Source organism: Butyrivibrio sp. AC2005, assembly GCF_000424145.1.
Taxonomy (GTDB): domain Bacteria; phylum Bacillota; class Clostridia; order Lachnospirales; family Lachnospiraceae; genus Butyrivibrio.
The window spans coordinates 1-16,936 of sequence record NZ_AUJI01000061.1 but is presented as its reverse complement, the minus strand read 5'-3'; the positions used below and the strand labels follow the sequence as shown (position 1 = coordinate 16,936).

Here is a 16,936-nt window from a genome sequence, read left to right as displayed (position 1 = left end):
CGGTGGTGCATCATTGGAAATACAAAATGGATGAAATCGATGCAGCAGAGGATATAGCAAAAACGGTCTAGTTAATTTTTGCACGGACTACTAGTCACCTTCTCGGGGCTCTGCCCCTAACCCCGGCCTCCTCCAAGGAACTGAATGATTATTGCGAATGGCGAAGACATAAAAAAGCAACCGGTAGTCAGCCTTTTACGCTAACTACTAGTTGCCCTATAATTACTATGATTTCTTAACCCTCTATAAGATCTTCCATCCTTACAAACAACGTCTTACTAAGCTTTAGTATATTCAGTGCACTCGTCTTGTTTATATCTCTTTGCCTCTGTTCAAACATCTGAATCAGCCTAAGTGAAACCCCAGATTCCTCTGCAAGCTCACTCTGAGACAAACCTGCAAGAATTCTGTATCTCTTCAGGGCCGTATCCGGATAATACTCTTTTATTCTTTCATCCGCTGTTTCAACGAACTTTTCAATATCCATCTCGTGATAGGTGGAATATAGTTTCAATAAGAATTTTAAATCCATTGCATCAAATATGTATGCAAAACTATAGTTTCTAAGCCATTGATAATATGCAATAACCCATCCGGCCCAGTACTCCGGACTTCTGTCTATATACATAACATCTTCAGGCAGTTCTCCAGTATAACCCGATTCCAAGAGAACCTCTTTTGCAAGCTCTGGTCCTGTTATTCCTGCAACATAACGAGGATTCCCAATTTCAAACTGTCTGGCACTTTTAGATATTGCAAATCTTTTTGAGAAATCATCTTCCGAAATACCTGCTTCATTTATTGCAAAATCAAACATATGCCCAAGAATATTCTGAGCACTTTCAACATATATTTCACTGTATGCGTGGATCTCCATTTTTTATCCCTTCTCTCATGATATCAATCATGAAAATGTCGTTTGGATCAAGTTTAGTATTTTTTTGTTTTCTGTATGCCAACCTTGCTTTTTTATCCCTGGCATTTTTAAGCTCAAAATACTTATCCGCAGTAGCAACCTCATTATCAATATATTTGATCTTTGAAAATGCCTTTTTACTTACCAATACAATCTGCTCGCCTAACTCTCCAAGCCTCATAGCTGCAGATAACGTTTTAAGTGATATTGTTCCTGCTACAAAATCCTGCGCAAATGTGAAATAGGAATCATCTGCTCTGTAACCTATGATCACATCATATTTCGTGGTATCAACATAAAAATTATCCTGTAAATACTCTTTGGCTGTAGCCGATATACTACTATTTTGCCAATACGTTCTGTTTTTTGCCAGTACAGCAAGCCAGTTTAGAATAGAATATGGCTCCTTATTGAGCTCCAGAACTTTCAGCCCTTCCATATTAAGCTCATATTTGTTGGCATATCCGTTATTACCTCTTCCGCAAGCCCACTCTTTAGCCAACTCTACATTTTTTGTGCAATAAAAGCCTCTTCCATAATCATTATGAAGCGCTCCCGCACCATAAACAGGACATTCAATTATATTCTCAGATCCATGGTAAATTATTACACTCATATTATTCCTCACCTCTACAGATATTATATCACTGTAGTGATATAATATCTATCATAACAATTATTCTTTAGTAGCCCCATATAGCAAAGCGCAATAAGGACATCCCCACCTTTTTGATCTGTAATCAGTAATCTGCAACAAACATAAAAGGCCATTGAAAAGTATTCTTCCATACTCTTCAATGGCTCCATTTATAATATTCCATATAAAAAAGCAACCGATAGTCAGACGTTTACGTTAACTACTGGTTGCCTTATGATTACTATGACTTTCTTTACTGCTTTCTGCTTTTATACTCTCTAAGCACTTGTTGATAGAACTCCTCGTCCTTAGTAGCCTTCTCAACATCAGCACCTCTTCCAACTTCAAAAAGCCATCCATAAACATCCTGTAACTCAGTATGTCCCTTTTCAATCCCTTTAGCTTCAATTTCATCTAATACTGTACACATATTGTGATTCTCCTTCCTTTTGACATCCTCTGCTACTTCCACAAATCTGTTATCCTTGGTGAGTGCCGCCATAAGCCCCAACAGTTCTGATACATGCTTTATCTTGTCCGTTGGCGGTATATACTTCCCGGTTTTCCTCATCTGAACAAAGTAATCTGCAACAAACCTGAAATCACTCTTAAACTTAGAAACCTGCTCATCCGATAAATAAGCTATTTCAAACAGATTAATAGGATAATCGTTTACAAAAGGTTTTAATCTTTCCAAAACATTTATTCTTTCATATATGCTCTTTGGTGCTGTCCATCTCGTCTTATACCCAAAGTATAACACAAGTGTTGCCACAGGAAACCTCGGATTATTATTTTGGGGAGAAAACTGACTCCTATAAGCTGCCCCATCATAGCTCATTACCCTTAATGCCATGTCGGGATCCTCTGCAGTTTCATTTTCAAATCCAACCTTTGCTATATGTAGTAAATTATGATCCCAATATTTTACTACATCTCTTTCTTGCTCCCTTATCTTGCCATTTGCAGTGTAATTACTGTATGGATTAGATTCCGATAGAGCATCTTCTGAAACCACATCTTCTCCATCAAACAATAATATGTTCACAATATCCGCAAACACATCATTGAGTTCCTCCAACGTTTTTTCAGTCATGTCCTTTTCTGCCATACGCTTACTCCTCACTTTATTTTGTATCCCCTCAACACTAGTATTATAGCACATTTCAGGGCTAAAAACAAACATTTGTTCTGTATATGCATAAATATATTATCGTTATTTAATTATCTATTTTCTGTTATTGTTGTGATTTGCCGTTTCACAATCAATTTATATTCATCCTACAATTACTAAATCAACATCTACAGAGCCTTCCCTAAAACAAATCCCATACACTCCTATTTTTTACCTTATCGCCTTCATCTTTGAGCTTTTAACCTTCCGCCTCACAGCTTTCCTACGGCCCCTTGCAGCCTTTACAGCTACCTTATTCTTACTATCCGCCGCTCTTATTCTCTGGTACTCATCATTAAGAAGCCTCACATATCCATTCTTTGTTCTGGCCACCCTAAAATCATCCTTAAAATATAATTTCTGAAGTTTCTTAAGGAACACCTCTTCAAATTGCCTTCCATTGTCATCCTTTCGCGAAATCAACGCCAGCACACACGCAAATGGCAGTGAAAACACCACCATAAGCATTACATCCCTAAAATACAGATACATGCATAACGCAATAAATCCTCCAATAATCAGGCATACCGTCTGCCTCATATTAAAATCCCTAAAAACCTTGTGTTCTGTCTCAATCTCCGACTCTATCTGACAGCTTAACATCCAATCCTCCTTACATCGCTCCAACTACATTCTTCGCTATCTGCTGCGACCTTGTGACCATCGCCACCCTCGCAAAAGACACAATAACCATACTGAAAATGGAACTCATAATATCCGAAAACTCAGTTGTATTCCCTACGACAATATCTGAAAACATATTTAAAATAATCTGATTTGTCGCAAACATAACAAATACAATTATCGCCCCGGAAATAGACAGCGCAACCATGTTTTTGATAAAACGCATCCCTGGTCCTGATATCGGATTGTTCGGATCTGGTGTCTCAGCAAACCCAAGTGGTGAAAACGTCGCAAGAATCATTACCTCTAGCGCTCTTCCCCAAACAACTACTGAAACCATTGTCCTTGCAACCTTCATAAACAGCCATGGAATTATAAGTTCCGTCATATATGACACACTCATGCCCAAGTTTCCGCCATAAGTCTCGAGAAAATCGAAGCCACCCACAAAGCCATCACCACCGTGATCATAATTTGCGATATGCGTCTCATCCCATATCTTCCCCTGAATATCGCTTACAATAGCCTCATTCGTTGCATTCTGTATCCCTGCCCCTGTCTGTGCAATCTTCCCAGCCATCTCAGAACCGATATTTGCAATCGCAAAGCACCATGTCATAGCGAAATACACACATGCCATGCCAAATATGAACATCACAAACCGCCGAACCAGCTCTTCATCCATCTGCTCCCTTTCCCTTATCGCCAAAAGTCCCAAAAGAAAAGTGATTATCAGAAATAGAATCGCCAGCCCCTTACACATATCATTAACAGACTTTATGATTCCTCCCAGATTCTGAATATTCTTTCCGCCTATCTTGATATTACTTCCAGAGCTGTCATACATTACCTTAACCTGCTCTGCAACAGTCGCCGTATCATCCCCTGTAAAAATATCTTCGATCATATTGAAAGTCACACTGTTAAAATACCCAGGATGATCCTTCCAATCTGCTGGTTTCTCCTGTGGCTTTCTCTCTGCAGCAGATACCGTAATCCCCATTAGTATTGCCATCACCGTCAAAACAACCACAGCAACAATCTTCTTATTACGATTTAATAGCGCCAAATGATACTTTACCCACGCACCTGTATTTCCCAAGGCATACCAAAAAAGCTCATTTTCATTCCTTACCTTACCCATACCGCCTCCATTAGCTAAAATACACACTCGATACTTTTCAAAACAAAAATCCTTACTATAAAAATAAAAACCTTCCCCCACAAGGAGAGAAGGTGGCACTAAGTGCCTTATGAGGGATTTTCACATCCTTTTATAAAAAATCAAGGAGAGTTTCTTATTCTTAGAAAAATGATCCAACAAAAGCTGATGGTGTCTGACCTGTTAGAACCTTAAATACCGGAACCGGTGCCATCATGATAATTCCTGCTATCAGCTGCCCCCTTCCCTTGGATACAGCCTGCGAATCCGGACCTGATCCATCATCCTGGATTCCCTTCGCTATACCTCTGATACCTGTAATAGCACCTATAACACCACCAAATACCAAAACTCCAAATACCAGATTAAGCGCATTGGTAATAACCGTCTTAATATCCAGCTCCGTACCGGCAGCAAATGCTGTTCCGCACATTGTATATGCACATGATACATATGCACCTGCTCTCAGCATCTTTGCTTTATCCTTCATAATTCCCCGTACTTTCTGACTTGCTTTCATACTTTTAATTCCTCCTTAGCATTACAATCCACTCTTTAAAAATACTTATTTTACTGGCAGCATATTTCTTAATAATCTACGCTGCATCTTGTAATTGATATTTCTCTCCTCCACCATTGAAATACACAATTATCCCTGTTTTTTTGTAGATCTCCAATATTCATCTATAGTTTTTTTAAGAACAGCCTTAATCATCTCTTCTCTGCGTCGAAAGTTACTATAAATTCGCCGCTGAATTTCTCCCCTGGGTGCTCTTCACCAATGATGCTGCCATAAACGCTGAGTTCTCCTTCTTCGGATTCACTGTTCTTCCATTGCATCTTGCTTATAGATACAAATGTACTCATCTCGCTACCCATATTTCCCGTGAGCACAAAATCTCCGGCCTGAGGATATATGCCAACAATTTCATCATCCATAAGTCCAGATGAATCTACTGTTATTGCTGCTCTTCCCACATACTGTCCGTACATATCATCATATTCAAGCTCAATCCTGGCAGGAAGTACAACTTTAAATGTTCCAATAACCCCCATTTTTCTGTTATCACTTCTCCAGTCATAATTTTTTAGAACATCAGAAACATCAATCAAAAATGTATCCAGTCCAAATAGCGTACTTCCATATCCCAAACACCAAAATGCTCTGTTTCCAATCTCCGTAAGACCATTTCCACCTTCAAAAGTCTGCAGATTATCACACCCACTAAATGCATTTGCGCCAATTGTCGTTAAGCTATCCGGAAAATAAATCTTTGTGATGCCCTTACACTCTTCAAAAGCACCACCATAAAATGCATTACCGCCTATTTCTGTACAATTATCAGGAATCCTCTCTATTGCAATCTTCTCGCAACCATGAAATGCCCCTATTCCTATTGATGTAAGATCCTCAGGAAGCTTTGTTATCTGCATCTCCTTGCATCCATAAAAAGCTCCGATTCCTATCTCCTTTACTCCATCTGGTAAATTCTTAAGCACAAGATTGCTGCAGCCCATAAAAGTCTGAAAACCAATCTGCTGTACATTAACACTCAAATATTCAAGCGGCATATTCTCGCATCCATAAAAAGCATAATCACCAATTTCTGTTACTGAATCAGGAATACTGCTTACCCTTAGATTCGAACATTCCTTAAATGCTGACCATCCTATCTCCTGCACATTGGATAGATCTGATAACTCAAGTCCTGTACATCCACTAAAAGCCCCATCCCCAATGCTTGTGACATTTACAGGAATCTTTGAAATCTTAAGATTTTTACATCCTTTAAAGCTATATTTCTTTATCTCAGTCAATCCTTCAGGAAGATATGTAAGTGTCAAATTTTCGCAACCCTCAAATGCAAAGCCTGAGATTACTTCTATTCCATCGGGAAGACTATCAAAATCTAAACTACTGCATCTTCCAAACGCGCTTTCTCCAATTACTTTCAAGCTCTCCGGAAGATGAACTTCTCTTAGTCCTTTGCATTCATAAAATGTTGAATTACCAATTTCCGTTAAGCCTTCATTTATATAAACACTTCTTACCCCGCTTATATTTGCAAAGAAATATGATCCAAGCCTCGATACATCTCCCTCTATAATTACATCAAATGACTTATCCTTTAGATAATTCCATACAGGTGAATAGATACTGCTGACAGAATCCCCTCTTCCTGGGTAGTAGTCTTTCATATCCCCGCTACCGGAAATCACAAGCTTCTCTTCATCCTCATACCAATAAGCCTTAACTGAACCATCACGATCACTTGAAATATCATACTCTACAGCATCTCCTGACAAATCAATTGTCGTATCTCCCGCACTTGTCGATAAAAGCATTGTTCCTAATAAAGAAGCATAGTCAATATCGTCACCCTCAGTTTCTTCATTATCATTAGTCTGAATGTCAGCACCGCTCTGGCTTTCACCTTCAGATTCAGTCTCCTTAGGTTCACCATCATCGAGATTATCATTTTCAGTATCCGCTTCTACTGACTTTCCTTCTTCGTTTTGTCCCACTTCAGGATTTTTTTCCTTTGACTCTCCCTCTTCGTGATCTCCACCTTCAGAATATTCCTCTTCTGATGCACCGCTTTCAGGATCCGATGCTCTTAGTTCTCCACTTTCGCGATTTCCACCTTCGGAATCTGCATCCACTTGTTCTAAGAATTCATGCTTTCCACCTTCAGGATCTGCTTCCATAGGTTCTCCGTCTTCGTAATCTCCGTCTGCTGAATCCTCTACCCCTAGCTCTCTGCTTTCACGATTTCTCTCTTCAGGATTCACTTCTCTGCCTCTATGATTCTCTCTTGCGAGCTCTGTTCCCCGCATCCCTCTATTTTCCGAATTTAGATCAGATAATCGATCCTCTTCCCAGCTTCCATCGATTACGCTCTGAACATCCTCGTTAGAATCATCCCATCCATCTACTCCGCTGCTGGCATAGACCATACTCCCTGCATTACCTGTGATCACAACACCTGTAAGTAGTGCAACCAGCATATTCTTTATATTTTTCTTATGCATTTCTCTTCTCCTTGATAAAAACACTCTTTTTTTTCAAAAGAGAAATACACAAAATAATTGCTTTTTTTAAAACTACATAAAATAAAAGAATCCCGGACTTTAATTCCGAGATCCTCTAAAATCTTTAATTATATAACATATATTCTAATACATATTATATAAATATATTACAAATATATATTATACTCACTACTATATTTTAAAACTGTATCGGTCTTCCTACCTTCCAATCAGCATACATCTGAAGCACTTCATCCAGCTTATATATTGAAACCAACTGTTCTACTGTAATACCATTATTCTCAAGCATATCTGAGAAATCCTGAAAATCTTCTTTCTGTTGTATTCTGTTCCAAACTGCCCTCTGGATATCTCCTGATTTCTTAGAAGCTTCATAATTCTTCTTCACTTCGTTATAGAAAGTTGCATCCTCTGCGCTACCTTCCATAACCTCCGTGCTCCCATAATTTTCCAGAATACACTTAATAATCCATCCCATATAATTGTTGATATATTTCTGCTTATCAGCAAGCTCTATGGCATCACTTACCTTCTTTGGATCATACTCTGCTTTCTTAAGAAGCATATCGATATCCTCTTTTGTCAGCTCATTATGCCCAATATACTTGTCATAAAGTGGTTTATACTGCTCCAGATCGTACGGCATTTCAAGTTGTCTGAAAGCATCATCACGCTCAATCTGCTTCTTTTTAGTTATAACGGAAACTGAGGGCTTATTCTTATAAATATGGAACTCAATCTCAGCAATCCTCTTTCCCCTCTTATTTCCCTTAAACTCAAACCGGATATCGCTCTTATCTTCTAACTCCTTCTGAGCCTTCTTCAATACATTACGCTGAAGCTCATACCAGTCATCATACTTTTTATCTGATTTATCCAGCTTATCATAAAGCTTATCCCAATCAATATTCTTGCCCATCTTGGACATCTCTTTGGCAACTTTGGGATTATCTCCATTCGCCAAGCCTATCATGAACCTGAACTCTGAAAGATTATAAACTACATCAACCCTTCCGCCATTTACATCCGGCTTGCTCTTATAAAGATCCTTTTTCAAAAGCTCATATATTCTGAAAGCGGAATTCTTAGAAAAGTCAGTCATTACAGAAAGCTCTAACGTTGTGAAATTCCTCTCCAGACCAAGAATATGCTCCTTCAACTCATTGTTGAATTTTATCGTGAAAACTCCATCCTTATATGTCGCATTAGGAACAACGGAAAAAGCCTTGAAATTACCCTTCCCATCTTCGAGAAACATCGTATGCCCAGTTATTGTTTTCGATAAATCTTTCAAATCCCTGTAAATATGCTTGGGATCGCTTACAAGTTTCTTTATCTCTCTGGGATACAACTTCGCCTCAAGTGGTGAATCCTTGTCAGCTGTATTTATTTCAATTCTTGTCAGTGCAATGGCCATAACCTGATTCTCCAACAATGTGGACTTATACTTTGCACTGATCATCTCATTGGATTTTACAAAACTCAGATTATAGATTGGTTCATTTGTCTTAGATCCCATACCGATCCCCTCCATCTACTTAAGAATAAACCAATTTCTACGGTTATGTCAATTTATTCCGTACATTTTGGTTTATAATACAACTCCATTTTCTACGGTTTTGTCTATTCTATCGTAGTTTTTGGCTTTAATTATATACCATATTCTACGCTTATAGCTATTATTCCGGTCTTCTTGGATAATCATTGCCACCATTTATTACTGTCTAACAATCTTTATCGTAAGAAATGGCCCAAAGAATATGCCATTCTCTACGCTCGAACTATTATATCCGTAGAAAATGGCGTATATATACCACCTTTCTCTACGTTCTCTTTGCATGAACCGATTCTTTTTGTCAGAATCATTTCTTTTACTTTCTTAATCAACTTCAGCATATGCTACTTTCCTTCTACGTATAATTTGGCTTATATTTACCACCATTTACTACTGTCAACAGCTCTTTCTATAGTTCATGGATCTAAACATGCTGTTTGCACCGTAATTTTTGGTGTATCAGATACTCACATATATAGAAATACACCAAAAAATACGGTTTTGAACTTTCCTGAAAAATTTTATCTCCGTAATTTTTGGTGCAACTGTTTTTAACCTGCACCTATTTTTACGGGGAACCACAAACGCCTCAACCATGCGTGTTTTCAGCTATCACATCATCTTATTTATGCCACTGTTTCTTCAAATTTGCTGTTTGCACCGTAATTTTTGGTGCATGCTGTTGACCAATTAAGTCATTGTCCTTATGGTCATTACCATAAAATACATTCTCTCCAACAAAACCGGTAATTTTGGTTACATCTCTATTTTTACAGTACTAATCCAGTCAATAGAACTCTCCTCCTCTGCACCGAATATCTCTTTCCTTACAACATTTCCGCCCCAAATTTAGCTATTTATACGGGTTTTTCAGTCTATCCCAGGCTATGACCGTAGAAAATGGCGTAAAAGTAAGTTATCCACAACCAAAAATTACGGTTTTAATTATTCATGTTTGAAATTCCTTAAATATGCGCCATTTTTACCGGTTTTCACTGCTATTCCGTAATCACTGGATAAAAAAACCGTAGAAAATGGTGTCATGAAATCTCATGATAAACCAATTTCTACGGTTTATTAATCCGAACATAACGGAAATACATACCTATATTTACGGTTTATACAACCAAATTTTACGGTAAAAACTCTGAAAATACTGAATAATACTGGCTTTTTTATTTTCTAAACAAACAAATTAATTTATATGTTGTTGACCTTACCTTTATATATATTATTTATAGCATCTTAAACCGTAAAATATGGTTGTGGATAAGTACAGTTGCTATTCTTAGAGAACCTGCTTCAGAATAAACTCTAAATATTCTGAAGTGGATACGTTGTTTGCTTTAGCTCTATTTGAAAGCTTCTCAAAAATTGCATCTGAAAGATAAAAACTACGTCCTCTACTTGATCTAGCAGATTTCTTAACAGTCATATCTAAAGTAATCCCTAAAGGAGAAACACTGGGGGTAACAGGAGAAACATCTTCTTCATTCTGCACAAGCTGCTCTTCAACTATAGCTGGCTCTTCTTTTGCTAATGTAGATACTGCTTCTTCACTTACATCTGTTTTCATTTCCTGATTAGTTACTGTCTGCGCATCTATTTCTTTAATTGCTTTTTGAGTACTTTTTTTCTCAGTAGCCTTTTTGTCTTCAGCTTTCTTTTTTGTAGGTTTCTCCTCTGCTGCAGGCTTTTCTTCTACCTTTGGCTTAGGCTTATTGATCTTTACAGGTGTTGTTGAAGCGAACATTCCTAAAGCATCATTTTTCTGAGTATGTTTAGCCATTGATTACCTCCAATACTTCCTTTGTGAAATTAACATAGTCTACAGCTGCGTTACTACCTTTGAAATTATCAAAAAGCGATCTGTTTGAAACAACTACATTACCTTCATCATCAATAGAATCCCTTATTGCCTGCGACTTTTTTACATCCTGGCTTACTCTAATCTGAGTATTGAATGTCTTAAATCCTTTTTGATTTCCGACCTCTGGTAATGCTTCTTTAATTCCAACATCCAGACCATTACGTGCATCATAGCAAGTAAGCAATACACCATATATTCTTAAATCTTCATTAAGCAACTCTATTACCTCGTTGACTGTTTGGATCAATAATCCTAGTCCATCAATAGCATACTGCTCTGCTTTTATTGGAATTATGCATCCATCAGCAGCTGTAAGAGCATTAACCATGTATATTCCAAGATTAGGAGGTGTATCCATAACTATAAAGTCATAATCATCTTCTACAGTTTTTAGTTGTGTTCTTAAAATACGTTCTCTGGCTTTCTGAGAATTGAAGTAACTTTCTTCAGTTGAAAGAAGATCATCACCCGCAATAATATCTCCAAGTGGTGTTTCCTGAATAGCTTCCTTTGCTGTACAATCCTTTTTAAGGACATCTACTATAGTATTCTCATCTTCTATTACAGCGCCATAAGTACTTGTAGAATTATGCTGAGGATCCAGATCTATAAAAAGGACCTTGTAATTAAAATGCTTAAGTGCGTCAGCTAAATTAACTGCTGTTGTAGTTTTACCAACGCCCCCTTTTTGGTTTGCTACTGCTATTTTTATTGCCATAAATTCCTCCCCGGTAAATTATTTTAGTAAGTACAATGTAAACTTATACGAAAACTAATATGGTATATAAGATAATATATAATATAAAATATAGGATATAATAATAATATAAAACGTAGTATAATATGTAATACAAGATATAAGATTAAAATAATATAAAAGCTAATATAATATATAAGATAAAAGTATAATACAAGAAGTAAATACAAATATAATATAGAGTATAATATATAATATAAAACTATAATAGTTACTTCAAATATATATTAGTCTATCACATATAAAATACAAATACAAATATAAATACACATATAAATATAATTATAGAATATAATATATAATAGTAATACAAATAGCGAATATAATAGATGTGCTAATATATATTCTGATACATATAATAAATATAATGTATATAAATAAATATAATATATAATACAATATATATTATAAAAATGTATGATTGTTGTATTACAATTTGTATGAGATTACGTATTATATAATAGAATATACATTGTAATACAGAGGATATACAAATGAACTTGTTATGAGTAGTTTACTTATTAAAATAGCAAAATAATATATAAAGATAATAGAAATATGTATTAGAATATTGTAATACATAAGAAATCAAAAATAGTATGTATATATTTTTGTGTGATATATATATAATATTGATACATGTACGAATATATTATTTATAATAATATTGAATGAAATATAATATTTTAAAAAGGTCCTGCAATCTATTCTACATTATAATTAGGAAGAGGGCAGGATAGTAGATCTTTCAGGAGATACCTCAATGGCACTTGATTTTAAAAATGCTTTTGAAATAAATAAAATCATAACCCAAAATGTACTTCATGAGCACGATGTGGAAGCAGATAAATTCGCTATGGAAATAGCGAGAATATCGATCCAGTTAAAGCGGATAAGCGGTGATAAATTTGAATACAATGAGAATTGCTGCATATGTGATGTTACTACAGATGAAAATCTGGACGAAGTATTTCAAAAACTTGATATAGTCTTACGGGATTATCCATATATAGCATATAAGGACCACGGAGAAACTTATCTTGCAATATGTCCTTATGACCAGCTTGGAATTTCAATTGAAGAAGTGATAGATGAAGTCTTCGATATTATCGATTAAAAATGCATGTACTAAGTGTACATGTATTTTTTTTGCCATTTTTTAAGATTAGTCCTCAAATTATGTATTTCATAAAAGAGGAGATGAAACAATGATTAAGAACAGAGTAAGGATATTTTTAATAGCAGTTATTGTAGCGGTTATATTAACCAACTATGAAAAAGCAGTAAATAAAATTGTTGTAAGTACTGATAAAACAGAACTATCAAAGGAAATTGAATATAAGGTAGTAAGGATCTCATATGAAGACGGAGTCAATAGAGAATATATTAATAAAGTGAATTCAGAGATTAAAACACTACCTGCAAATATAATAAGTCAATTGTCTGATACTGATATTGAGATAAGGATTATTAAAAAACAAAGTCAAAGTAACGCAAAGAACATAGATATTAACAATATAGGTGGGGCTGATAGTCAAATTACCAAGATTATAACTATTAGTGAAGGTGATTTAAATGTAAATGACAAAATCCAAAAGGCGGTAGCTGAGGTTAGGCCATGATAAATAAGAAAGAAAAATACATAACAGACGAAGATGGACAGCAATATGTCCTGAAATATGAAGACAAACGAATATGCGGAATCAGTACAGGTCTGATAGGAGAGGAGGTCTACTATCCGGTATCAGAAATAGATACATCAGAACTGATACTAAAGACAACAATACTAGGTTTTCTAGGAGTACACAAATTTCTGCTAGGACAAATAATGCAGGGACTAGCATATATAATGACCTGCGGCGGAGCAGGATTATTACCAATGCTAGATATCCTATCAATGGTCACAGGAAACTACTATTACATACGAAATGACTATTCAAATGATGGACTACGCATCAGTGAACAAAGATATCTAAAGGGATCTGAAAAGAAGCTCCCGGGCTTAATAATGGCGATTATAAGTGGAATTATTGGTTTCGTAATAGCAAATACCCTATATCTGACATTTTTGAAGGGAATCGTAGAGATAATTGGAAACATAGTATCCGTAGCAGATCCCCATGTATTTTCAGTTATCTCGAAATAAAAATAGTAACCATATAGAAATTATTTTTTTGCGTAAGAAGTAGTCTGGAAGAGAAAAAGATAACAATTATTAAAGGAGAGTAGAGCAGTGGACAACGATTTTGGACTTAGGGAGATGGATCTCCAAAACAAGATGATGACAGAGACCATGAAAGCATTAACAGAATTATTAAAAGCAATCAGTACGGATAGCAAGCTTAAATTCAATGATAAAAAAATCGACAAAGGAATGGCAACATTATTAAAATATGCAAAAAACGGTGGCGAAATAGAAACTGTAATGGCTGATGATACCATCGCATCACAGCTGGAACAACAACTTAAAGAAAGCAGAATACCATTTGGAAAGGTAGCTCTCAAAACAGATACACAGGACCAAATGGATGAAGCAAATGATCTGACAACTTACATATATCTTATACGTGGAAAAGGTACTAACGAGATGCGTGAAAACATCAACGATAGACCCAATGTTGAAAAAATAATAAAAGAAATCTACGCGCAGCAACAGGAAATTAAGAAACCGGAACCGGAAATAAAACATGATGAACAAAAACAAAATTCTCAGAACGAAAATCCTTCGGATATAATGCGCCGCAGAAAACAGCAACGAAAAGAACGAATGGAAAAAGCAGGAATATGAAAAACATGAGCAAATCCAGGGATTTAAACGCAAACGGTACTTCCTGGAGATCTAATAGACAGATGAGGAAAATATATGTCATACAATCCGGAACGTGAAGAAAAAAAGAAAACAGAACTAAAAACCAAAATCATATGGACGCTCATTGCAAGTACTTATGCAGGTCTATATATAGGTGCAGAAAAAGTATTATATGAAGCACAAAACACACCCCTACTAGATAGTTTCTCAGATATCATAAGCGACTTATACACGCTCAGGGAAGTAGTATTACCAATTGTCGGCATAAAAGTCACTATCCCTGGGGCATTAATCATTTTCCCAACAGATATTGGCATGGTTTTCATAGCTATACTTGCAGGTAGCCTATACTGCCTTAGCGAATATACAAAATTTGTAGCCAAGGGTAAAACCCGTCCCGGCGAAGAGCACGGATCCAGTAGCTTTTCAACAGACTATAAAACCTTAACACAAAATTACATGATGTCACCCAAAGTCCTTAAACAAGGCCTTGTTAGCAGAAACATAAAAGTTTCATTCTTTGACTATATACGGATTAAATTTCACATCCACCGACAGGAAGAAGACTGAGAAAGTGAGCATAACAATGGATTTAAAAAATAAACTTTCAGACGAGGAATTAAAAATCCTTGCAGATCTAAAATACAAAGAACAAAAAAGTAGCTATGGCAGAATATCCTGCAAGAAAAAGCGATATACAACCGATGAAATACGCTACGCGAGACTTTGTACTCAACTATATTCAAAGCGTGTAGCTCTATCTATGGATAACCGCCTGACCCAGCTCAACCTTAACACCATAGTATTAGGTGGATCCGGATCCGGAAAATCAAGATACTTCGTCAAACCCAATATTCTTCAGGCAAACTCATCAATAGTTGTAACAGATCCGTCAGGGGAACTCCTGATGAGCTGCGGAAAATTCCTGGAAGAACAAGGCTACGTAGTAAAAGTCTTTAACATCGAAGACATGAGTAATTCCATGAGATACAACCCATTTGCCTACGTTCATGAGGATGCCGACATTCCCCTCATGGTCGATACCATTGTTTCAAATCTTGAGGGCATGGTAAAACCTAAAGGAGCAAACATCTTCTGGGACGAAGCTCTTAGAACACTACTGATTGCAGTCTGTGGATATCTATTTGAAACGCAACCTATGGAAAAAAGAAACTTCACAAACGTTGCAAGACTTCTGGAACTTATGGATGTTGATGAAAATAGTGAAGCAGAAAAAGACGAGCTGGACAAACTCTTCGATGATCTTGAAGAAGCAGATCCAACATCCTATGCAGTATCTAACTATAAAGTAATAAAATCTGCCGGACGTGGAGAAACAGCTCAGAACATATCAATCACAACCTTGTCGAAGATATCCAGATTTTTCAAACTGAAGAAAATCGCAAATCTTACCTATAAAGATGAACTTAACCTTGATGAAATAGGGCAGAGAAAATGTGCTCTTTTTGTAATAACACCGCAGGCAAACACAACATACAACTTCCTTGCTGCTGAATTATACACGCAGCTATTTGACCTGCTCTACAAACAAGGCGTAAAAAATGCAAAAAGGAGACACACTACCTGCGTAGAAGTTGACATGCCTGTTAGATTCCTGATAGATGAAGCCGGAAATATCGGTACCATCCCACGCCTTGAGAATGTCATGTCTACCTGCAGAAAGTACAATATTTCAATATCCTTGATTTACCAAAATATGGCACAAGTCCAGACCCTCTTCGAGAAAAAATGGGAAATACTCGTTGGTAACTGTGATACTATGCTCTTTCTTGGAGGCATAGATCCTTCAACAGTTAAGCTCATATCTGAAAGACTTGGAAAGCAGACAATCAACACCATTAATACCTCCAAAACAACCGGCAATAAAGGATCTGGCTCAAAGAGTAAACAATCAATCGGCAGAAACCTCATGTTCACTTCAGAAATAGAACAGATGGACAACGACAAATGCATAGTCTTTATCAGATCCATGAAACCGTTCATGGACTTTAAATACCCGCTTGAAAGCTTCCTGTATGATTTAAACAGGGATTGACCTAAAAAGAATACCTCAAGTAAAGTTGGATTGTTACTGACCTGGCAGTTGGTAATAATCCAAGAATACAAGAGGTATCTAACATGAATGCTAAGACAACAAGAAACAAAAATCAAGTCACCAATAGTTTTTCGGTAATAAACACTCTATCAGCCGAAGAAAGACAGTCAAGAATCGATGAACTTCTTAAGACAATGCAGGCTAAGACCTGGCATGATCTTGAAACAACGGGGAAGTTTGATAAGAATGCCAAGCTTTCTTTTATATCGGAGGACATGCTTATAGTAGGATGCGATATAGGCAGTGAAACTCATTATCTGAG

Annotated in this window: 17 protein-coding genes and 1 pseudogene; 7 read left to right on the top strand and 11 right to left on the bottom strand. The window is 36.5% G+C overall.

Annotation, left to right across the window (positions count from 1 at the left end; translation table 11 throughout):
* Nucleotides 1-235: 235 nt before the first annotated feature.
* From G602_RS0115820 to G602_RS0115770, 11 genes are all read right to left on the bottom strand, one after another.
* Entirely contained in the window at nucleotides 236-877 is a 642-nt protein-coding gene (locus tag G602_RS0115820; RefSeq protein ID WP_026659858.1) for a helix-turn-helix domain-containing protein, read from the bottom strand.
* Nucleotides 855-1,532 (bottom strand): DUF3990 domain-containing protein, encoded by a 678-nt coding sequence (locus G602_RS0115815; protein WP_026659857.1) that lies wholly within the window; start codon nucleotides 1,530-1,532, stop codon nucleotides 855-857. The genes G602_RS0115820 and G602_RS0115815 overlap by 23 nt, the downstream gene beginning before the upstream one ends.
* A 274-nt stretch (nucleotides 1,533-1,806) precedes the next feature.
* Nucleotides 1,807-2,664 (bottom strand): Rpn family recombination-promoting nuclease/putative transposase, encoded by an 858-nt coding sequence (locus G602_RS0115810; protein WP_026659856.1) that lies wholly within the window; start codon nucleotides 2,662-2,664, stop codon nucleotides 1,807-1,809.
* 234 nt (nucleotides 2,665-2,898) lie between these two features.
* Nucleotides 2,899-3,330: a PrgI family protein gene (locus G602_RS0115805; protein WP_026659854.1), complete on the bottom strand. Its 432-nt coding sequence runs from the start codon at nucleotides 3,328-3,330 to the stop codon at nucleotides 2,899-2,901.
* A 10-nt stretch (nucleotides 3,331-3,340) separates the two neighbouring features.
* Entirely contained in the window at nucleotides 3,341-4,495 is a 1,155-nt protein-coding gene (locus tag G602_RS0115800) for a hypothetical protein (protein WP_026659853.1), read from the bottom strand.
* 160 nt (nucleotides 4,496-4,655) lie between these two features.
* Nucleotides 4,656-5,033: a hypothetical protein gene (locus tag G602_RS0115795; RefSeq protein ID WP_026659852.1), complete on the bottom strand. Its 378-nt coding sequence runs from the start codon at nucleotides 5,031-5,033 to the stop codon at nucleotides 4,656-4,658.
* 191 nt (nucleotides 5,034-5,224) lie between these two features.
* Nucleotides 5,225-7,546: a leucine-rich repeat protein gene (locus G602_RS0115790; protein ID WP_026659851.1), complete on the bottom strand. Its 2,322-nt coding sequence runs from the start codon at nucleotides 7,544-7,546 to the stop codon at nucleotides 5,225-5,227.
* A 199-nt stretch (nucleotides 7,547-7,745) separates the two neighbouring features.
* Nucleotides 7,746-9,086: a replication initiation protein gene (locus G602_RS0115785; RefSeq protein ID WP_026659850.1), complete on the bottom strand. Its 1,341-nt coding sequence runs from the start codon at nucleotides 9,084-9,086 to the stop codon at nucleotides 7,746-7,748.
* A gap of 251 nt (nucleotides 9,087-9,337) precedes the next feature.
* The gene (locus tag G602_RS31765; protein ID WP_256374989.1) at nucleotides 9,338-9,463 is read right to left on the bottom strand and encodes a hypothetical protein; all 126 of its coding nucleotides are present in this window, start codon (nucleotides 9,461-9,463) and stop codon (nucleotides 9,338-9,340) included.
* A 947-nt stretch (nucleotides 9,464-10,410) separates the two neighbouring features.
* Complete coding sequence (locus G602_RS0115775; protein WP_026659849.1) at nucleotides 10,411-10,911, bottom strand: hypothetical protein; 501 nt, start codon at nucleotides 10,909-10,911, stop codon at nucleotides 10,411-10,413.
* Nucleotides 10,904-11,710, bottom strand: coding sequence for a ParA family protein (locus tag G602_RS0115770; RefSeq protein ID WP_026659847.1), 807 nt, complete (start codon nucleotides 11,708-11,710; stop codon nucleotides 10,904-10,906). The genes G602_RS0115775 and G602_RS0115770 overlap by 8 nt, the downstream gene beginning before the upstream one ends.
* Nucleotides 11,711-12,512: 802 nt before the next feature.
* Here G602_RS0115770 and G602_RS0115765 point away from each other — a divergent pair.
* The 7 genes and pseudogenes from G602_RS0115765 to G602_RS0115735 form a co-directional block, all read left to right on the top strand.
* The gene (locus G602_RS0115765; protein WP_026659846.1) at nucleotides 12,513-12,866 is read left to right on the top strand and encodes a hypothetical protein; all 354 of its coding nucleotides are present in this window, start codon (nucleotides 12,513-12,515) and stop codon (nucleotides 12,864-12,866) included.
* 91 nt (nucleotides 12,867-12,957) lie between these two features.
* A complete protein-coding gene (locus tag G602_RS0115760) occupies nucleotides 12,958-13,371 on the top strand; it encodes a hypothetical protein (protein WP_026659845.1) in 414 nt (137 codons plus the stop codon).
* On the top strand, nucleotides 13,368-13,895 hold the full coding sequence (locus G602_RS27010) for a TM2 domain-containing protein (protein ID WP_044932417.1): 528 nt from the start codon (nucleotides 13,368-13,370) through the stop codon (nucleotides 13,893-13,895). The genes G602_RS0115760 and G602_RS27010 overlap by 4 nt, the downstream gene beginning before the upstream one ends.
* 87 nt (nucleotides 13,896-13,982) lie before the next feature.
* Entirely contained in the window at nucleotides 13,983-14,537 is a 555-nt protein-coding gene (locus G602_RS0115750) for a hypothetical protein (protein WP_026659844.1), read from the top strand.
* A gap of 75 nt (nucleotides 14,538-14,612) precedes the next feature.
* A complete protein-coding gene (locus tag G602_RS0115745) occupies nucleotides 14,613-15,128 on the top strand; it encodes a hypothetical protein (RefSeq protein ID WP_026659843.1) in 516 nt (171 codons plus the stop codon).
* A 4-nt stretch (nucleotides 15,129-15,132) separates the two neighbouring features.
* Nucleotides 15,133-16,614, top strand: a complete 1,482-nt coding sequence (locus tag G602_RS27005) for a VirD4-like conjugal transfer protein, CD1115 family (protein ID WP_155829956.1) — start codon at nucleotides 15,133-15,135, stop codon at nucleotides 16,612-16,614.
* Between the two features lie 83 nt (nucleotides 16,615-16,697).
* Nucleotides 16,698-16,936 (top strand): annotated as a pseudogene (locus tag G602_RS0115735) (IS110 family transposase); the annotation flags it as partial.